This is a genomic window from Halapricum desulfuricans (assembly GCF_017094465.1).
In the GTDB taxonomy this organism is placed as follows: Archaea; Halobacteriota; Halobacteria; order Halobacteriales; family Haloarculaceae; genus Halapricum.
Genome location: NZ_CP064791.1, coordinates 2,213,286 through 2,231,747 on the forward strand (window position 1 = coordinate 2,213,286; position 18,462 = coordinate 2,231,747).

The following is an 18,462-nucleotide window of genomic DNA, read 5'->3' on the forward strand; positions in this document are numbered from 1 at the left end:
ACGACGGCGTGTCGGATCAGTTCGAAATGGTATAGCCACCAGTATCAGTCCGCGCGTTGATCGCTGCGTGTCACGACGCGACAGCCTCGGCCGAGTGGGCGACGACGCCTTCGACGACGATCCGGATCCCCGACTCGTACTTCGCGTCGAACGTCGGCGTCCACCCGTGGGCGCGGGCGAGCGTGCGGAAGCTCGGCAACGCCATGCCGGCCTCGGCGGTCGGAACCGACTCCTCGAACTCGAAGAACGTCTCCGCGCTGGTCGTGGCCGGGCGGTCCCCGTCGGTCTCGAAGACCAGCTCGCCGCCGTCGAGCGTGACCGTCACCGACGACCCGTCGACGGCGCCGGCGAACACGAACGCCCGGTAGAGCAACTCCTCGAAACGACTCTCGTCGGCCTCGATGGCCCCGTCGCCTTCGATCGCCAACTGCAGTCCGTCCGTATCGGCTCGATCCCAGGCCGCCTCAACCGTCTCGCGGAACGCGACCGGCTCGATCTCCTCGACGGTCTGGCTGTATTCGGCCAGCATCGAGAGATCACCGATGATATCGCGCATCTGGTCGGTCGTCGACGACGCCGTCGAGAGCGCACTCGCAGCTGTGTCGGGATCACTGTGGACGTACTGCTGGGCGGCCTCGACGTTTCCGGAGACGATCTGGAGTGTGTTGCGCAGTTCGTGGCGAATCCCGACAGCCAGATCCTCCAGTTGTTCGTTGTGGCGCTTCAGTTCGCGGCGCTGGCGTTCGATTCGGCTGACATCGGTCAACACGAGCATCCGCCCGTAGCCCGTCTGTCCGAGCGAGAAGTCACTTTTCGTGACCAGGAAGTGGCGGGTCTCGTTGCCGAGCCGGAAGTCGAGGACGGTCCGTTCGGCCCCGAGCGCGTCGGCGAGCGGCTGCACCCGGTCGATCGGGTCACCGCGTCGGCCGTTCAGTCCGGGGACGATCCGTGCGGCGGCGTCGTTGAAATCCCGGATCCGATCGTCGTCGTCGAGAAAGACGACCGCGTCGTCGACGTCGGCCGAGAAGTGAACCGCCAGGAACCGCTCCTGATAGAGAAAGAGCGTCCCGATCGCGAACGCGGCGACGCCGAAGGGTGCGTGGATGATATTGACCAGTTCCGGGATCGAATACGCCGCGATGTCGAGCACGACCGGTACCGCCGTCAGCGACGCGAGCGCGGCGACGATCCGCGTGTCGTGTTCGGACTCGGCGAACTGCTCGAACAGCATGAACAGCCCGATCGACGCCAGCGCGTAGGACAGCCCGGTCACTGTCCAGTGGACGATTCCCTGCTGGATCACCAGGTGCGTGAACCCATCGTTGACGAGTTCCGCCTCGTAGTAGCCGTGATGAAACGGGTTCGTCAGTTTGATCGCGACGACGATCAGATACGTCGCCAGCCCTGCCCGACGGAACGTCGACTCGCGGTGATACGAGCGGCCGGTGTACGCCGAGGTGAAGTACAGCCACGCCCAGACCGTCGAGAATCCGAAAACGAGCCCGACCAGGTACGCACCGTTCTTCAGCTGGAATCCCGGGAGCAGGAGCACTGCGGTGTGTGCACCGGCCCACGCGCCGCTGCCAGCGAGCAGCCCCATCATTCCGACTCGAGTATCCCGGTCCGAGATCCGCCTGGCGCGGAGGAGACCTGCGAAACAGGCCAGCGACGTGAACGCGAACGCGAAAATATACACGAGATTTGAGAGAGCCGTCACAGTCGTACAGCAATCGGGGCCGGATAAATATAATTCCCTAGGGGGAGATATCCTCCATCGAGAGTAGAGTGACATCCCCCGCATTTGATAGTGATCGGGGGCGATACTCCGGGATAATGAGTCTCGAAGACTACCCGGAAGACATCGAGATCGTCGAGACGAACTTCAAGACCGACCAGCAGTCCGAGGCCGCCGAGAAGATCGCCGCGGAGTGGCCGGTTGACCTCGATCGGCTCGCCGAGGAAGGCCAGCACGTCAAGATGTTCTACAAGCAGGTCCTCGAACAGTTCCTCGGCCCCGACGGCGAGAACGCGACGTTCGCCGAGATCAAGGACGAATACGGCGACCTCGAACAGTGGGCCGAGAACGGCGATGCCGAATCGGCCGACGAAGACGTCGAGGTGCCCGACGTCGACGATATCGAACCCGGGACCGACGAAGCGGCGGGGGCAGAGCCGACGACAGTCGACGAATCGGCCGACGCCCCGACGCCGCCGGGTGCTCTGGAGTCGTCCGGGTCAGACGACGGCCAGCCGTCCCCGTCGGAGATCGGTGCGTCGCTCGCGGCGGAACCCACAGGTGCCGGTGACGTCGACGCGAACCGCCGGGCGTGGTTCCGGGCCGGGTTCCGGGAGGGCGTCGAGTTCGCCCTCGAAAACCCCGATCTGTTCGAGTCGTCCTGATTCGTTTAGGTACTTCTCGTCGCAATGGCTGATAGTGGGCCTTCTCGAGAACACTGGTCCGGGAGCGACTGCCACTGACGGGGATCCGGATTGGGCCACCTCGCCTGTCGACTCCCGCTATTCGATGTCGGCACCGGGGGCGTTTCGCTTGACGCTCTCGATGGCGTTGTGGACCTTGTTTCGCTCGGCGTAGCCCTCGCCGCTGTCGGCGATGACGTTGCCGTTGCGGTGGCGCAGCCGCCAGCGCCACTCCTCGGAGCTGTCCTCGAAGACCTCGAACGCCGCGAGACCGACGTCCAGCGCGTCGGCATCAGGTGCGGTCCACGTGATCCGCTCGACCGCCTCGTTGGCATCGGATTTCGAGGTGTACCCCTCGCCGCTCGTGGCGACGATTTCACCGTTTGCGGCCTGCCATCGCCAGCGGAACTCCCCGCGGTTGTCCTCGTAGACCTCGAAACGGTCCTCGGAGACGTCGTCCCTGAACGACTCGACCGCCCGTTTGGCGTCACGTCGCCGGGAGTACCCCTCGCTGGCCGCCGCGAGGATGTTTCCGTTGCGGTGGAGCAACCGGAAGCGCCACTCGCCGGCGTTATCGCGGTAGATCTCGAAAGACGCGGGATCGAACTGCAGGTAACTCGCCGGGCCGGCGTTGTCTTTGACGCTGGTGATCCCCTGTCGGGCCTTCTGCTTGCTCGAATAGCCCTCGCCGCTGTCGGCGATGATGTTGCCGTTGTCGTGGCGTAGCCGCCAGCGCCACTGTCCGGCGTTGTCTTCGTACACCTCGAACGTCGCCTGGCTCTCCTCGGCCACATCGGGAATGAGAGGGGCGTCCTCGAGCGCGTCTTCGGACGCTTCCTGTGGCTCCGGGACGATCTCGAGTAGCGTCGCCCCGAGGGCGTTGCGCCTGACACTTGCCAGTCCCTTCTTCGCGTTGTGCTTTCGCGTGTAGCCCTCGCCACTGGAGGCGATGATGTTGCCGTTGCGGTGGCGCAGTCGCCAGCGCCACTCCGACGCTCTGTCCTCGTAGAGTTCGAACTGTGCCTGACTGGTGTGCAGTGACTCGACCAGCGACTCGAGTTCTTCGAGGTCGGCAGTCAGCTCCGACTGAACGGTTTCCCGCTCCTCCCTAGCGGCCTCCAGTTCAGCCGCAAGCTCCGAGCTGTGCTGTTCGCTCGCCTCAAGCGCCTCGCGCGTCGCGCCCCCGACGATCGATCCGACAATCCCGGCCAACGCGATAAGTCCCATACCTGCGGCGTACAGGAATATTACTGGCTGATTGCCGGTGAGCGTCGACCAGTCTGCAGGGAAGGCGGCTGTGAACCAGGCGACCGCAACGAAGCTGATTACCTGTCCGAGATAGGCCATCGACGTGGCCCACGACTGCAAGGGCAACCGAATGACCGGGCCCGCGAGCAACATCGATAAACCCACCGCGAGTAGCATGATACTCCCTTCCCGGAGCGTGAACCCGTCAGCCCCGGACGCGGACTCGCTGAGGAAAAACAGGACGAGTCCGAGGGCACCCAACAGGATGCCGATCAGAAACACCCAGTAGCCCCGAACCTCGTCGTCCGTGTCCGGTTCGCCGACCCGGTTGCGGTAAAACCTGTACAGCACTCCGTTCTCGGTATTCGTTCCCATACAATACTACCTATCACAGACAAGACTCATAAAGGATGATGAAGATTTAGGATGTCGAAGGGCCCGGCAGCGGAACGAGCGGCGATATCACGCTTCGTCACCGAGTGTTATAGCCTCGTTAGCGGCGTTCCGGAGCGCGTCCGATCGGCCGTATTCGCCGGGCGCGATCGCGACCGTTCGCAGACCTTCGCGCGCAGCGCGTTCCAGGGCCGGCTTGAAGTCGGTGTCCCGGGACGCGATCGCCAGCGTGTCCGCCTGGTCGTGGGCGGCAACCGCCGTCGCGTCGACGGCGAGTCGGACGTCCACGTCGCCGCTAGTCGTGACGACCTCAAACCCGCGAGCCTCGGCCGCCTGGATCAGTCCCGGCGTCGCGTGTTCGTCGAGATACAGCCGTGCCGTCACGAGCCGCCCCCGTTCGCTCGCGAGTGCCCGGAGTTCGTCCAGATCCACGTCGAACTCGTCGCGAAACACGTTCGGTCCGTCGACCAACAGCGCGACTCGTGACTCGCCGGCGGACGAGCCGAACAACCGGCCGAGCAGTCCCATACGTGTCGCTACCGTCCGGTCGATATGGATGTTGCGGACCGGACGGCTCGATCTTGTGATAGTATAGCACGCACCTCTCTCGATTCGATTGGTGTGATTTATATGCCCGCAAGCCATCGATTCCGATAGCGGACGCTCGGTTGGTGTAGTCCGGCCAATCATCTTGGCCTTTCGAGCCGAGGACCAGGGTTCAAATCCCTGACCGAGCATGTAGGTCCGTTCCCCTTCTCGCACTTTTCTCGCCTCTGAGCTATGCAACTATGTCACCACGCAAAGCCAATGAGGCGGGTGTTAGGGACACATCCCTACGCCGTCTTGCGATTGTAGTATCGTATCAGGCCAAATATACGAATCGCCATACGGGGGCAGGGCTATGAGCATCGAGACAGGCGGTTCCAGTGATGAACGCCCGTATCCAGAGAAAATTAGAGGCGTATCAGTCGTTCCAGAGCCGTCGCGCGAGCGACTTGGCGAGCGAGAGTTGATTGACTACGGCCAGCACCGTACTGATCTACTCCGCTGGGCATTCGACTTGGGAAAGAACCCTGACCGTGCAGACGGCTACGCACAGCAAACTGTGTATGGCCGTGCCTACCGTCTTGATCAATTCTACAGATGGGTGTGGGACGAATACGATGGATACACGACGAACATCACGCATAGTCATGCAGACGACTACACACGGTATCTTGTCCGTCGAGACGGGGGTGATGAAGACAAGTCAAATCACCAGAAAGCGATTAAGATGCTGTTCAGGTGGAAAGCATGGAACGGAACGGGAGAGACGTGGAACCCCGATGTGACGATCAACAGTAATAGCGGGACTACGAACCCCGCAGACTTCTTCACAGTCGATGAACGGTCACAGATTCGTGAGACGGTCCTATCATTCGATTCTGTCCCGAACTATAGCAGCTGTAGCCCCAAGCAACGTGATCGAATCAAGCAACACCTTGCACAACGCTTCGAGAAACCCAAGCGTGACGTGACGCCAGAGGACTTTGAACGGGCGAATTCGTGGAAACTCCCGTCACTGTTCTGGACTGCTCTGGATACGGGCCTACGTCCGATTGAAGTGAAGCGGGCAAACGTTAGTTGGGTAGATACCGACAATAACGTACTTCGCATTCCTAAAGACGAATCCTCGAAGAACAGAGACAACTGGATTGTCTCACTCACAGATCGGACTGCCGAGGCACTACGTCGCTGGTTGCACGAACGTGAGGCTTATCCGAAGTACGAAGACAGTACAGCACTCTGGTTGAATCGGCAGGGGAATCGCTACGAAGGCTACTCCCTGAATAGACGACTACGGCAAATCTGTGACGAAGCGGGCATAGACACAGAGAACCGTGACGTATCGTTCTACTCGATTCGCCACTCTGTCGGCACGTATATGGCCCGCGAAGAGGGGCTTGCGGCAGCACAGGCACAACTACGTCACAAGTCAGAACAGACGACTATGCGCTACGATCAAGCCCCCGTTGAAGATCGACGTGACGCCCTGAATCGTATGGGGTGAATTTCCACAATCCCTTTCAACAATATATCAGATATTCATAAAAAGTTCACTCTGATAAGGGGGGAGTGTGAATCTACGAAACCAGATATGGATGCTGACACTGACGATATTGCGTACGCAAAAACTCAAATAAAGGAAGCCCGTCGCCGTTTGGAATCAGTCCGTGACAGAGTGACTGAAGTGCAAAAAGAGCAGGTAGTTGGTGCTATTGACGAAATGACTGATGAGGTTATATTTGGTCTTGGGATTGACGATGTGCCCGAAGAAGATCGAAGAATGGTGAAAATAACAAAAGAAACTAATGAAGTGACAGATATTGAGGGACATATTCAAAATATTATAATCGACTGTCAGATGTCGATTGAACTATCTGTAAAAGCAATGTTCAAAGCAGTAGGTCAAGATTTTGACTACTCACATGGGGTCGGATTTGGGTCACACAATACGCAGGGATTCAATAACAAAGTCCCAGCCGATTACCCAAGAAAACAGGATCTCATACGATCAATTTTCTTAACTCAACTCTGGGAAAGTTTCTACCAACTGGCTAAATACGGTGCGCCAGAACTGAATGTAGGGCCTGATATTATTTTCAGTATAAATGATGGGGAAAGGGCTCTCAATGACGCCGAATTTTGTGTTGACTTAGCAGAAGACTTTATTGATTACATAGAAGGATAGCCAAATATGGGTGAGCAAAGAGAGTCGGCTAAAAAGGCCATTGTCCAAGGTGAATTCCACCTTTCGAATAAGGATGTATCTTCACTACTTGATCGAGACCTAGAACAGTGGGACACACTACTTGTCGAAGGGAGAGAACCAGTACATAATTTTGAGAACGCTAAATTCGGATTTGGATACTATACAATTGGTACTATCTTTGTTAGATCATCTGTTTTATATGTGCATAAGATACTTGATATCCTTGGTTTAGCCTCTGAAGACCCAATTGACGACGCAAACATTGATACGAACAAAAATATCGACGCAGAACACAAAGAGATCTGGAATAACAGTAGTTGGATTCTCCGTTGGGCCTTACTCACTCTCGCGGCAATTGGCTCAATAGCCGTTCTAATAAAGCCACAATTTATCGTAGATCTATACTGGAGAGTCTTCTACTGGTGGGATACACCATTTTGGTATACGTATCTTCTATTCTTCCCTGGATTGCCAGGATTGGTCCATATCTTTGCGGTAGTCAATCCCACCAATTCAAAAGCGAGGAACAGGATTATGGTCGAAAATGTAGTAGACTACACAGCTGATAATGACTCAGAGCAGGTGCTGATTCTAGTTGGTGAATTGCATCGTGAGGGGGTGGCAGAACGTCTTAAAGATCAGGGATGGTCTGTCGAGAGTGATAAGACTAATAGTAAGTTTGGGAAATTGCTAACCCGTGTTTATAGAATACTTGGAGATTGGAAATAAGCCTGAAACCGAAAGCAACCTCATCCAAACGCGGACCTATCCGAACCTATAGGATCTATTTCAAGGGACAGTTGTCTATATATTGGTCTTTCCCTTCACAAGTACGTGGGGGTTCTTTGTGCTGCGGAGCCTCGCCGTATTCTCGCTCGCTCACAGCAACAGCAATGCAACGCCGCTCTCTCCGAGACGGGTTTCCTTGCACTCACCCCACCGCACTTAGGAGTAGGACCGACACCATTCAACAGCGACAGCCAGCCACATTCAATTGGTTGCCCCCGATCCACCACCCTGTAGCAACACGATCGTGTCGTGTAGTAACTTGTTGGATAGGTTCGTGACGTGTAGTAATGTGCCCTGTAAATTCGTCGGGGGAATGTCTCTGCCATAGGTATGCGGGGAGAGACGTGTCCGAGGAATTTCCCCCGCACATCTTTGCGGGGAGTAATCTTTGCCGACACGCTCATATCGATTCTAAGAGCCGTGAATGGGGCCAGAATCGATTTCGTTCCCCATCGAGTGTCTTCCACCATGTACGTCTCAACGCTCTTAGAACCGCTATAAACCCCTATAATTTGAATATACTTGTGGCTGAATATAATTGTGACAGTAGACACCCATCGAGGGGTGTGCATATCCAGAATTCTTCACGGGACAACACAATCTATGTCTTTGTCAGTCCTACAGGTTCGTATCCTTCCTACGCTGTCAGGGAGCGGAAACCCGTTCGGTGAGCGTTGATCCGCTGCGGTGCGGGAAAGGATCAAAAGCGAACCAACGGTGAAGCGACCAATCAACTTGGAAGGAAGGAACACTCACCTGCCACATCACGAATCTGTCGGGTACGTTTCTAACACATCAAATATCTTCACTGTCTACTGTCACTGTCAAATATCTTCAACCATACACTCCTTCACCACCCCTCCACTACGTACTAACATTACCGCCTTTATATAGGTTTAAGTAGGGGTGTATATGGGAAAGTGGGGTGAAAGTGTAATCGCAAGACGGCTCAATTGTCATTAATATGTAATTGAGTGGAAAAAGAGATGACAGCGAACGAATCTCGAATCCGAGTGTTGGCAGAACAGTTGGCTGAATTGAACGAACTTGAACGGGCAGTATACGGCTCAGAAACCGAAGTAAGCCACAATACGATGTTGATCGAGTTGATTGACTGCTACAAAGAACAGAACAATCTCTAATCGCATTACGGAGACGTGTAGTAATTTCTATGAAGACAATCCGAATTTCGACAGATGTTCGTGACGACCTTAAGAATCAATTTTCAAATAAATCATACAGCAAAACTATCGCAGCTATGGCAGGGAGATACGCTAATCAGCAGACGGCTACGTGTAGTAACCACATCGAACGGGGACGTGACGAGACTGTTCCCATCAAAGTCTCTGACAATTGCCATAGTGTTTTGACTCGGATGGAATCTGATGTGTTTCACGATCCAGAGACAGTTTCCATCAACGACGTTGTGAGGTGTCTGCTGTGACTCGGTGGAAGAACCGTGATCCAACAGACACGGGGGTGGATATGGATACCGACTACCTCGACGTTGGTGAGTCAGAACGGGCAGACGGCTGTCAGACCGATCCTGTTGGCTTTGACACCACACCATTCGACTACAGCCGAAAGGCGAATGGGGCGGACAAGAAGCGCGAGAAAGAGGATACTACGACAGAAAAGCCCGAGCTTCAACAAAAATCAGAGATACGAACATATCCGTCTAAATATCGTGCAGACGGGGAGAAAATTCCCGAAGAAGATCAGTGGGATGCTGGTGGGAACCTGTGGCGGGCACATGTCGGTAAACCGATGAAGGATAAAGAATCTGCTGAGGGTGAGGAAGTTGCATATCATTATTGGCACGTGGGTAGCGACTTCGATACGGGTAAACAGAGCCGTAAAGATCGGGTGGAATTGATTGTTGATCACATCCTCAATGGGGACTATCGAACGGAAGATGTGGTGTACGATGTGCTGCACTCTCCAAATAAGCACAGTTGGAATTCCAAGGGATTAGGCTTCGACGGTATGGCTGTCGGCTATTCAGCATACGTTCTTAGTGACGATCCGAAAGACGCCACTGCAAACGTGCTTGAACGAATTGACGATAGTCTACTACAAGGAACTGATTTATCTCGCGGAGATGTGTTTAAGGCTGCTCGCAAGGCATTTGACGAGATTGCCGATCGGCAGACTCGGCTGTAGTCGGTATGAGAATGGGGTAACAGAAAACCGTCACCCCATCACGACTGTGATATGTCGCCACAAGACAGAGTTTGACATCGAACCCAATGCAGGTTCGTGAGTTGTCTCAGTCCCCTGCATATCAAACTAACATTACCGCCTCTTTTAAAGTTTTTATATACTAATAATTTTAGTTTGAAATAGAAGGATGCGAGTGATTAAGACTGGAATCGAAGTCGGTGACGTACTGAAATTCGGAGAACTTTCGCACATCAAATTGGACAGCGGGCACGGAACTTCACTCCGAGCAATCTCCCACGGGGAGGAACAGGAATACGTACTCCTAACAGAGCCAAATGCCCCCGAAAAAGACGAACTTGATCTACATGACGATTCTGTAGTTCTTGGATTCGTCTCGGGGCAAGGCGTCATGTCTGAAACTCTGTGGTACGGAATACCTCGAAGCGTGTACGGGGGTGACGAATAGATGAATCTATCCCCGTCGCAAGCAGCCGAGTGTACTGCGCAGAAGCGTGACGACCGCCCCGAACGTAGCAACGACCTTTACCTGCAGCGACGTGTCGGGTGGGAATCGGGTTCCCCCGCAGTCGAATCATTCGAGAAGGTTCCTCTTGACGGAGATGTGAGTGAGTATTATGACGGATATATGCGAGGCAGTCGGCTGCTCCGCCCCGAAGCACACGACTTTCTCACCAATCTGTTTGACTCTGAGTTAATCACGTCCGTGGAAAAGGCGTCAGACGAAATCAACACAGACGAATCCACCATATGGCAGTCCTGCTCGATTCACGGGATTGATATTCCAGAGGGGGGTGACGACGGGGACGAATCTAACCCGTCTGAATTGACTCTGCCAAGCCAGGAGACTTGGAAAATTAGTCTGCTAACCACCCCCGTGTATGAAGACCCTCGTGTTCTCACACAGCTGTTGGCGGGTGACGGTCTTAGCGTCAAGGAGAGTGCTCGCTATCTCAGTGACCGACTTGACACACAGGTGTCTGAGAGCGACGTAAGAGACGCTGCACGTCGCTGCAACTTGCTATGAATGAAGCACGAACCTATCTCTCGGGATAGCCTTTGTGATAGGGACGTGGTGAGGGATCTACTGAAAAAGGCACGTGATCACCCGCAAGTCGGTGGAAACGACGTGTTCGCTACGACAATGCTGGTACAGAATGGCCTTGAGACAGACGGAAATATCTTCTTGAGTGACGTAGCCACCGCTCTCGAATATTTCTGTGACATAGAAACCCCGTCACGACGATACAGTCGGTCAATGGAATTACGCATAGAGCGTAGTGACCAATAGATCCCTTTGAGAGCAAAGGATATATATGGGGAGTAGAACTACTATATAAATGTATGGGATTGATGACTGTCGAAGAAGCGAAAGAGAAGCCAATTGTTGAAAGTGTTGAAAGGCACGTTGAGTGTGGTAGATGTGGAAAAGAGTATCAACAGGAATCAACTGAGAATGAGAGTTGCCCCGAGTGTGGTCAGGAAGCTGAATGGGAAAGGGTGGAAGATGTGATCGCCCTAAATACTGAAAATGTCTGTAACGGGGCAGAAATAGGTTCAATAGAAGATCTACATGGCGAATTACAGGGTTCAGCTACGGCAATCCATGCTCTGAACGCCAAGGGTTTCCGCTTGAGCCATAACCCTCGCCCTCACAAACCCGTCCTAAGAAAAGACTACTGACGACACAGACAAATTCGGAGAGCGAGCGGATTTGAATGGCGGGTCAATCATAAGTATACTTATATTTAGTAAGACCTATTCAAATACGGGTGAGGCCGCTATACAGCCATAATCCTAAATTTAGTAACTTTTCTTGTCATACTGGTTTTCGGTAGTGTATTCGCCATACGGCAGATCCATTCGGCCCCGAAATACTTACTGATAAGTGATATATCGGGATTAGATTCTCTGACCGACACGGATCTGACTGCACGGCTCTGCCCCAATACCTCTTTAACCTGATATATCCTTTCCTGATTTGAATATCGGTTATCAATACGAATTTAGTCAAACCGCAAGAAGGCAACCGAATTCGGGGGCACGACGGTACAGTCCCACTTTCGAACCTAATGGGTTTAGTCCTTAGTAGTGACACCAAATACCCCTGATTAGGTTCCCCGATCGGGAACACGGCTGTGCCTACACACTTGTTATTGGAAAGTGATACGTATGGTCGATTGGTGTGGAGAGTCACGCGTATGCGGGTCTAATAGAAATTCTGGCCGTCTTTGCTCTCCCCAGCGGTCAACAGTCACGTACACGCAGACGCTTCTATAGACTATTCTGGCGGATTCGTGGGAGAAACGTACGATGACACCCACCTGTTTCGGAAACAACTCTGTAGACACTCACAGCAAACTCTCACCCGATTCTACTATGCATCGATGTGGGTGCATCGGCAGGTTTCTGACGGGGGTATCCGACTTTCTGACACGTTTCTGTGGCTTTCGTGACGACAGTTTAGGCTAATTTTGTTGGTTCTGTTGCAACATAGTAGGGGGCAATGTATACAGCAGTAGATCGGGAGGAATCAACCCCCTCTCGGCAGGCACGTCGGTGCTGTATCGCAAGAACCTACCCCCGTCACCTGTTCAATCTCGTTGGCCCTTGGTCCAAGTAGGCGGGTGTTTTATGACGAATGCCCCTTTCTGTATACGTACAGAGGCGTTGAAAGTGCGAATAGCGGGGTGAACCCGCTCGGTTGGTGGGAACCCGAATCTTGGCCTTTCGAGCCGAGGACCAGGGTTCAAATCCCTGACCGAGCATATTACTGCGGACAACAACGACTTGGAGTGTCATCTCAGCGTCATCTGTCGGCAGTTCTGTGGTGTGATGAGACTTGAACCACGGCAGACACGAGCAACGTTGTGAGTATGTTCGGCTCCGGGTTCAAACCCTGACTGAGCACACCACTAGTGTATACAAATCAACGCGGAATTGCTATTTAATCGAGCGAGACTGCACACAAAGCACTTATGGCCACATTGGGTCGGTTTGACGTGTGAAACGTGAATACGCACTCATCGGGGCGGCGGTGGTCGTGGTGGTCCTTACGGTCCTGATCGCCCTGCTCGTTCCGGGGACGCTGGCCGAGGACGAGCGAACGGAGCCAGTTCGGGAAGGGGACTTGCAACTGTCTGAGATCCGTCTCACGCCGGGGAACGTCTCCGAGGAGTCGGCGACGCTGACGGTGACCAACTGGCTGTCACACGGGGGCGGTACGTCGGAGAACGTCACGGTGCTCGTCCGTGCGGTCGACACGGACGACGAGCTGGTCAAGACCCGCCAGCGCCGGTCGATCGACCAGTTGACGGGCGACCGTGACGACGCGGTCGAGGTGAACGTGACTGTCGAGCGATCGGGCGGGTATCGCTTCGAGACGCTGGTCTTCGTCGATGGCGAACGCCGGGACACTCGGTCGGTCACGGTAGACGGACTTGAAGGGCTTGAACCCGCATCCGCCAAGTCTGGACTGCAATTCCACGACTTCGGATCGCTGTTCCCGACGATCACCTACGAGGTCACGACCGTCGACTCCAACGACGTGACGCTCAACGCGACGGCGTTCCTGACCAACCGTGGAGACCACTCGGCCGAGGATCTGCAACTTCTCGTCCGCGCTCGCCAGGGCGATTCGAACGTCATCGCTGACCGTGCTGTCACCGACATCAACGACGTGCGCCCCGGTCGAACGGGCACGCCGACGGTCAGTCTGACCGTACCGGACAACTACTCCTACCAACTGGACGCGGTGCTCACCCGCGACGATGTGATCGTCGACACCGCGGCTGCCGCGGCAAACCTTGATCCGACACAGACTGTCAAGGTGAACGAGACGACCGAATCGATCGACCTTGACGTCGAGGATTTCGTCAGTGACGACCAGCCAAACGACGAGGGTCGTGATACCGTGGAATCGACGACCGAATCCGGCGGCGGCGACGGTCCCGGATTCGGGCTCGTTGCCGGCCTCGCTGCGCTGCTCGTGAGTGCACTCGCCATCAGATACTCCGGGGGAGATCAACTATGACAGATACAGACGACACTGACGACGACCAGACCGACCAGTCGACCGACGACAACGCACAAGCCGAGCGATCGGTTGACGACGACGGACAGAGTGATCGATCGATCGGGACACCGCCCTCGGGCGAGGAGACACCAGAACCGGACGACTCGTCCGATGACGCGTCCACAGCTTCGGAGGACAAGTCACTGGGTTCGACAACCGATTCGGTGACGGGCCGAGAGGAAGCGACGAACGATAGGTCAATGGCGGGTTCGACAGCGGGCACTTCGCCATCCTCGACCGACCGCAGGCGGGACACCGGTCGCCGAGACCGGCATCATAACACCGAGCGTACGCCTCGGGAGTATCTCGAATTGTTCGCACTGATCGGTCTCGGGTTGTTTGCCGCCGTGAGCGCGTACGGCTTCTACGTGAACGCGAATCGGGCGATCGCACAGCTCGCTGCCGCGACACACGAGTCGCTGTTCCAGGCCGCGTTCAATCTCACGTTGCTGTTGCTCGCGCTCGCGGGACTGTCACTGCTGGCGCGACGGCGGTTCGACCTACCGTAAGACAACGCTTTTCCGAACTCCAGCCGAAAGCCGGAGCATGACAGACGAGGAACCCGACGAATCCGAAGCCGAACAGCAAGACGACATCCCCTCTCCCCGGAACACGCCCCGGGCGTCCGACCCGGACGAACAGGACGTCGAAGGGGACGACGCCGAGGGCGGCGACGACGGGAAATCCTTCCGCGAGCGAGTCGAGGAGATCCGCCAGCAGCGCGCCGAGGAAGGAGACGGCGACGAAGGCGAAATGAGTCGCGAGGAACGGATGGAAGAGATGATGGGCGGCGGTGGCGGCCCCGGCGGCATGGGCGGCGGCAACCCCTTCGCGCAGATGATGGGCGGCATGATGGGCGGTGGCGGCCCCGGTGGCATGGGCGGCGCTCCCGGCGCTCCCGGCGGTCGCGGTCGTGAAGAGGAGGACAGCGGTAACGAGGAAGTCGTTCGCGAGCTGCGCAAGCTCCGCGACGAGGTCCACGACCTGCGCCGATCGGTCGATCGCGTCGCCGACGCGCTCGAAGACTGATCGCGGTTCTTCTCTAGCCACTCGGTTGCGAAGTCGACAAGCGCCGGCTGTGCCAGAAGCGTCCCATCGGCCTCGCCGACGGACCTGCGCCTGGTGATGATCGTCTGAGGGTGTCGGATCGCAATATCCGGGGCAGCATGTGGCCGAACGGGGCGAGATTGTCAGCTCGACGAGAGCAGCTACCGCCGCGTGTCTTCCCAGTCGATCCAGTCCTGTTCCCAGCCGGGACGGGACTCGGCGTGTTTGCGGGCGAACTCCTGGTCTTCCCGACGCGTTCGATTGCGTTCGATCTCGTGGGTGGACTCGCCGTCGACCAGCATCGGCTGGAAGGCGACGGTGCCGTGGCGTTCGATCTCGCCGTCCTTCGAGACGACCGACAGCGTCTGCGTGCCCGCGCCAAGCGGCATGACGAGCCGGCCGTCCGGGGCCAGCTGTTCGAGCAACGCCCGTGGCGGCTCGACGGCGCCGGCTTCCAGCAGGATGCAGTCGTAGGGAGCGTAGGCGGCCAGCCCGTCCGCGCCGTCGCGACAGTCGACGAGCACCTCGTCGTAGCCCGCGGTCGAGAGGTTCGAACGCGCCTCGTAGACGAGCTGGCGGTTGATATCGATCGCGTGAGTGTCGGTGGCGCCGACGATCTCGGCGATCACTGCAGCGGTGTAACCCACACCGGCACCGACGACCAGCGCGCGCTCGTCGGGTCTGGGTGCGAGGGCGTCGAGCAGGCGCGCAGCGGTGCTCGGCGCGAGGACGCGCGTGCCGTGGCGCTCGCTGGTTCGGTCGGCGTAGGGAGCGTCCTCGACGAACGGCTCGCGTTCGACTGCTCGCATCGCCAGGGACACCTGCTCGTCTTCGAGACAGCCCTTGCTCTCGTGGTGGAGGCTGTCGACCATGTCCTCGCGCAGTACCGCGGGGTCCATATCGAGACGTTCGGCCGCGAGGTAATGAATGGTCCGCTAGAGGAATGCGACACCGGCAGTCCCGCCGAGTACGACCACGCCGAGGCCGAACAGCGCCTTGTTGGCGATCGAGTCAGCAGTCCAGAGCCCGAGTGAGTACGACCGCCCGAGCGGCGCGAACGGTCGGATCCCCATCGGCGTCAGCAGATCCCCGACCAGATGACCCAGCATCGAAAACGCCACGACACCGCCGGTGTAGGACCCCAGCACCACTGGATCGTAGACGGCGAGTTCGGGGACGGACGACGCGATGGCCGTGCCGGCGTAGTAGACCGGAATCGCCACCGCAACGCCGAGAGCACCGGCCGCCCAGACGGTGTGCGTGATGCCACGGTGGGAGACCAGCGGCAGCCGGATGTCGATGTCCGGCATCGACGCCGTACTGAAGACGACCACAACGCCGACAAGACCGAGCACGGCGTGTCCACTCAGCGCGAGCGCTGCGAAGGCGGGTGCAAACAGCAGGAGGTTGACGCCCTGATGGCCAATCCGGTACACGTCGCGTCCTCCGTTGTCGAGACGGATAGGTCTGTTCGAACGCCGCCGTCGCGGGATTCAGGTGCTGGAGGCCCGTACGGAGAAGCATGTGTACGATCGTGTTCGCCTGGCAGACCTTCGCCGAGGCGCCGCTCGTCGTGGCCGCGAACCGTGACGAGGCACTGGATCGCCCGTCACAGCCGCCCGAGACGTTCGGCTCGGATCCGACGATTCTCGCCCCGAGGGACGGGGAAGCCGGCGGCACCTGGATCGGCGTCAACGATCGGGACGTGTTCGTCGCGATCACCAACCGCTGGACCGACGCCGAACTGACGGGCGAGCGCTCCCGCGGGCTACTCGTCCGTGACGCGCTCGGTCAGGAGAGCGCCGAAGACGCCGTCCGTTACGTCGAACGCGAACTCGACGCGCGCGGCTACGAGCCGTTCAACCTCGTCGTCGCCGACCGTGCCGCGGCGCTGTTCGTCGAGTACGACGGCGGGGTGGCGGTCCGGCACTTCGATCCGGGCGTCCACGCCGTCGCCAATACCGGCGCGGACGGCCGCTACGCGATCCCCGAACACCGGCGCGAACACGCCCGAAAGCAGGCCGAAAACGTCGACCGCCTGCGGGAAGACCTGTGGCCCGAACCCGGTGCGGACGCCGAGACGTGGCGACGCCGGGCGCGGGACGCAATCGGCGATCACGACTACGGCGTCTGCGTCCACGGCGACGGGTTCGGCACGCGCTCGTCGTCGCTGCTCACGGTCGGGACAGACGGCGTGAGCTATCACTTCGCGGACGGACCGCCCTGCGAGACTGACTACCGGCCGGTCGAAGTAGACCTGTAGTCCACCGCAAAGGTCGAAAGCCACCTTTAAGCGAATCCGGGCGCCAACAGCACATATGAGCACGTCACCGGCCGAGGACGACCTCTCGGAGGACCAGCGACGCGGCCTCGAACTCATCCGGGAGACCGGGGGGATCCACCAGAGCGACTTCTGGAAGGAACTGGACGTCAGTTCCCGAAAGGGGAGCCGCATCGTCGAGTCGCTCGTCGAGGAGGACCTGATCGACCGCGAAGACACCGTCTACAACGGACACAACACCTACTACCTCTCGCCGAAAGCCAGGGACCTGGACTTCTCGCTTTTGATGGCCGGAGATATGCTCTCGCCGTTCATCGGCGACGAGGAGATCAACGCACAGAGCGACGCCTTCACGCAGTGGATCATGAACCTGGCCTACGAGGAGTGACCGGTCACGTCCGGAACGCATCGAACCGTGGGAAAGTCATTTTCCGAAACACCGAACCGCGAGGCGTTCGTTCCCGAAAGATCGTTTCGTTTTCTGCGGATTCGAAAGGCGTGAATAGCCCTCCGACCAATCGGACCCAATGACCGGACAGGACCACCCGCTCGCGCGGGCCGAGCCACTGTTTTTGATCGCGGTCGGCGGGTTCGTCGGGGCAGCGCTCCGGTATGCCGTCTCGACTGCACTGCCGGGTGGATTTCCCTGGGGGACGCTGGCGGTGAACGTCCTGGGGAGTTTCGCGCTGGGACTGTTGCTCTACGAGGCGCGTCTTACAGATCTGCTGAGCGCGGAGACGCGGCTCATCCTGGGGACCGGCCTGCTCTCGTCGTTCACCACTTACAGCACCTTTGCGGTCGAGACGGCGAGTCTCGACCCGGCAATGGCAGTGGCCAACGTCGGCGCGAACTACGCGCTCGGGTTCCTGGCTGTAGTCGCGGCACGTGCCGTCACCAGGGGGTCGTTACCGTGACGAGTCCGGCCGTACTCGTCGGCCTCGGCGGCGTACTCGGCGCGGTCGCCCGCCATCTCGTCGGGGCACGGATCGAGACGGACAACGCCGATACCTTCGCCGTCAACGTGCTCGGGAGCGTGGCGCTGGGGTTGCTCGTGACGCTGCCGCTCGATTCCCGGCTGTCGTTCGTGTTCGCGACCGGCTTCTGTGGCGCGTTCACGACGTTCTCGTCGTTCGCGTTCGAGACAGTCCGCCTCTACGAGACCGGCCGGCGCCGTCGTGCGATCGCCAACGCCGTCGGCTCGCTTGGGGCCGCGCTGGTCGGCGTCGCGCTGGGCGCTGGCCTCGGCAGTGTGCTCGCGAGCACGTTGTGAGAACCGAC

At 57.7% G+C, this 18,462-nt stretch carries 19 protein-coding genes and 2 tRNA genes; 16 read left to right on the forward strand and 5 right to left on the reverse strand.

What is annotated here, in order from left to right:
- Positions 1-70: 70 nt before the first annotated feature.
- Complete coding sequence (locus tag HSEST_RS11265; RefSeq protein ID WP_324254832.1) at positions 71-1,801, reverse strand: histidine kinase N-terminal 7TM domain-containing protein; 1,731 nt, start codon at positions 1,799-1,801, stop codon at positions 71-73.
- Between the two features lie 32 nt (positions 1,802-1,833).
- Between HSEST_RS11265 and HSEST_RS11270 the strand changes: the two genes are divergently transcribed.
- On the forward strand, positions 1,834-2,400 hold the full coding sequence (locus HSEST_RS11270; protein ID WP_229121028.1) for a hypothetical protein: 567 nt from the start codon (positions 1,834-1,836) through the stop codon (positions 2,398-2,400).
- A gap of 117 nt (positions 2,401-2,517) precedes the next feature.
- On the opposite strand, the gene HSEST_RS11275 is transcribed toward HSEST_RS11270, so the two are convergent.
- On the reverse strand, positions 2,518-4,041 hold the full coding sequence (locus tag HSEST_RS11275; protein WP_229121029.1) for an HVO_2922 family protein: 1,524 nt from the start codon (positions 4,039-4,041) through the stop codon (positions 2,518-2,520).
- An 87-nt stretch (positions 4,042-4,128) separates the two neighbouring features.
- On the reverse strand, positions 4,129-4,587 hold the full coding sequence (locus HSEST_RS11280; protein ID WP_229121030.1) for an NYN domain-containing protein: 459 nt from the start codon (positions 4,585-4,587) through the stop codon (positions 4,129-4,131).
- 134 nt (positions 4,588-4,721) lie between these two features.
- On the opposite strand from HSEST_RS11280, the gene HSEST_RS11285 reads away from it, so the two are divergent.
- From HSEST_RS11285 to HSEST_RS11335, 11 genes are all read left to right on the forward strand, one after another.
- A tRNA-Glu gene (locus HSEST_RS11285) sits at positions 4,722-4,796 on the forward strand.
- A 164-nt stretch (positions 4,797-4,960) separates the two neighbouring features.
- On the forward strand, positions 4,961-6,109 hold the full coding sequence (locus tag HSEST_RS11290) for a tyrosine-type recombinase/integrase (protein ID WP_229121031.1): 1,149 nt from the start codon (positions 4,961-4,963) through the stop codon (positions 6,107-6,109).
- 87 nt (positions 6,110-6,196) lie between these two features.
- Positions 6,197-6,790, forward strand: a complete 594-nt coding sequence (locus HSEST_RS11295; protein WP_229121032.1) for a hypothetical protein — start codon at positions 6,197-6,199, stop codon at positions 6,788-6,790.
- Positions 6,791-6,796: 6 nt separating this feature from the next.
- A complete protein-coding gene (locus HSEST_RS11300) occupies positions 6,797-7,540 on the forward strand; it encodes a hypothetical protein (protein WP_229121033.1) in 744 nt (247 codons plus the stop codon).
- A gap of 1,545 nt (positions 7,541-9,085) precedes the next feature.
- The gene (locus HSEST_RS11305; protein WP_229121034.1) at positions 9,086-9,763 is read left to right on the forward strand and encodes a hypothetical protein; all 678 of its coding nucleotides are present in this window, start codon (positions 9,086-9,088) and stop codon (positions 9,761-9,763) included.
- Positions 9,764-9,956: 193 nt separating this feature from the next.
- A complete protein-coding gene (locus HSEST_RS11310; protein ID WP_229121035.1) occupies positions 9,957-10,229 on the forward strand; it encodes a hypothetical protein in 273 nt (90 codons plus the stop codon).
- An 896-nt stretch (positions 10,230-11,125) separates the two neighbouring features.
- On the forward strand, positions 11,126-11,464 hold the full coding sequence (locus HSEST_RS11315) for a hypothetical protein (protein WP_229121036.1): 339 nt from the start codon (positions 11,126-11,128) through the stop codon (positions 11,462-11,464).
- 1,015 nt (positions 11,465-12,479) lie between these two features.
- A tRNA-Glu gene (locus HSEST_RS11320) sits at positions 12,480-12,549 on the forward strand.
- Between the two features lie 236 nt (positions 12,550-12,785).
- Entirely contained in the window at positions 12,786-13,814 is a 1,029-nt protein-coding gene (locus HSEST_RS11325; protein WP_229121037.1) for a DUF7490 domain-containing protein, read from the forward strand.
- On the forward strand, positions 13,811-14,365 hold the full coding sequence (locus tag HSEST_RS11330; protein ID WP_229121038.1) for a hypothetical protein: 555 nt from the start codon (positions 13,811-13,813) through the stop codon (positions 14,363-14,365). Before HSEST_RS11325 ends, HSEST_RS11330 begins: the two co-directional genes overlap by 4 nt.
- 37 nt (positions 14,366-14,402) lie before the next feature.
- Positions 14,403-14,885 (forward strand): hypothetical protein, encoded by a 483-nt coding sequence (locus HSEST_RS11335; protein ID WP_324254833.1) that lies wholly within the window; start codon positions 14,403-14,405, stop codon positions 14,883-14,885.
- Between the two features lie 179 nt (positions 14,886-15,064).
- On the opposite strand, the gene HSEST_RS11340 is transcribed toward HSEST_RS11335, so the two are convergent.
- Positions 15,065-15,802, reverse strand: coding sequence for a protein-L-isoaspartate O-methyltransferase family protein (locus HSEST_RS11340; RefSeq protein WP_229121039.1), 738 nt, complete (start codon positions 15,800-15,802; stop codon positions 15,065-15,067).
- Positions 15,803-15,838: 36 nt separating this feature from the next.
- Positions 15,839-16,339: a metal-dependent hydrolase gene (locus tag HSEST_RS11345; protein ID WP_229121040.1), complete on the reverse strand. Its 501-nt coding sequence runs from the start codon at positions 16,337-16,339 to the stop codon at positions 15,839-15,841.
- An 86-nt stretch (positions 16,340-16,425) separates the two neighbouring features.
- Here HSEST_RS11345 and HSEST_RS11350 point away from each other — a divergent pair, with 86 nt between their 5' ends.
- The 4 genes from HSEST_RS11350 to crcB (HSEST_RS11365) all read left to right on the forward strand — a co-directional run bounded on the left by HSEST_RS11350 (position 16,426) and on the right by crcB (HSEST_RS11365) (position 18,454).
- Entirely contained in the window at positions 16,426-17,166 is a 741-nt protein-coding gene (locus HSEST_RS11350) for an NRDE family protein (protein WP_229121041.1), read from the forward strand.
- A 55-nt stretch (positions 17,167-17,221) separates the two neighbouring features.
- Positions 17,222-17,572 (forward strand): helix-turn-helix transcriptional regulator, encoded by a 351-nt coding sequence (locus tag HSEST_RS11355; RefSeq protein ID WP_229121042.1) that lies wholly within the window; start codon positions 17,222-17,224, stop codon positions 17,570-17,572.
- 139 nt (positions 17,573-17,711) lie between these two features.
- Complete coding sequence (gene crcB, locus HSEST_RS11360; protein WP_229121043.1) at positions 17,712-18,098, forward strand: fluoride efflux transporter CrcB; 387 nt, start codon at positions 17,712-17,714, stop codon at positions 18,096-18,098.
- Positions 18,095-18,454, forward strand: coding sequence for a fluoride efflux transporter CrcB (crcB, locus tag HSEST_RS11365; RefSeq protein ID WP_229121044.1), 360 nt, complete (start codon positions 18,095-18,097; stop codon positions 18,452-18,454). The genes crcB (HSEST_RS11360) and crcB (HSEST_RS11365) overlap by 4 nt, the downstream gene beginning before the upstream one ends.
- Positions 18,455-18,462: the final 8 nt, after the last annotated feature.

Excerpts from the sequence above, each read along its gene's own strand:
- HSEST_RS11265 (WP_324254832.1), bottom strand. The coding sequence starts at position 1,801 with ATGCGGGGGATGTCACTCTACTCTCGATGGAGGATATCTCCCCCTAGG.
- HSEST_RS11270 (WP_229121028.1), top strand. The coding sequence starts at position 1,834 with ATGAGTCTCGAAGACTACCCGGAAGACATCGAGATCGTCGAGACGAAC.
- HSEST_RS11275 (WP_229121029.1), bottom strand. The coding sequence starts at position 4,041 with ATGGGAACGAATACCGAGAACGGAGTGCTGTACAGGTTTTACCGCAAC.
- HSEST_RS11280 (WP_229121030.1), bottom strand. The coding sequence starts at position 4,587 with ATGGGACTGCTCGGCCGGTTGTTCGGCTCGTCCGCCGGCGAGTCACGA.
- HSEST_RS11290 (WP_229121031.1), top strand. The coding sequence starts at position 4,961 with ATGAGCATCGAGACAGGCGGTTCCAGTGATGAACGCCCGTATCCAGAG.
- HSEST_RS11295 (WP_229121032.1), top strand. The coding sequence starts at position 6,197 with ATGGATGCTGACACTGACGATATTGCGTACGCAAAAACTCAAATAAAG.
- HSEST_RS11300 (WP_229121033.1), top strand. The coding sequence starts at position 6,797 with ATGGGTGAGCAAAGAGAGTCGGCTAAAAAGGCCATTGTCCAAGGTGAA.
- HSEST_RS11305 (WP_229121034.1), top strand. The coding sequence starts at position 9,086 with ATGGATACCGACTACCTCGACGTTGGTGAGTCAGAACGGGCAGACGGC.
- HSEST_RS11315 (WP_229121036.1), top strand. The coding sequence starts at position 11,126 with ATGGGATTGATGACTGTCGAAGAAGCGAAAGAGAAGCCAATTGTTGAA.
- HSEST_RS11330 (WP_229121038.1), top strand. The coding sequence starts at position 13,811 with ATGACAGATACAGACGACACTGACGACGACCAGACCGACCAGTCGACC.
- HSEST_RS11335 (WP_324254833.1), top strand. The coding sequence starts at position 14,403 with ATGACAGACGAGGAACCCGACGAATCCGAAGCCGAACAGCAAGACGAC.
- HSEST_RS11340 (WP_229121039.1), bottom strand. The coding sequence starts at position 15,802 with ATGGACCCCGCGGTACTGCGCGAGGACATGGTCGACAGCCTCCACCAC.
- HSEST_RS11350 (WP_229121041.1), top strand. The coding sequence starts at position 16,426 with ATGTGTACGATCGTGTTCGCCTGGCAGACCTTCGCCGAGGCGCCGCTC.
- HSEST_RS11355 (WP_229121042.1), top strand. The coding sequence starts at position 17,222 with ATGAGCACGTCACCGGCCGAGGACGACCTCTCGGAGGACCAGCGACGC.
- crcB (WP_229121043.1), top strand. The coding sequence starts at position 17,712 with ATGACCGGACAGGACCACCCGCTCGCGCGGGCCGAGCCACTGTTTTTG.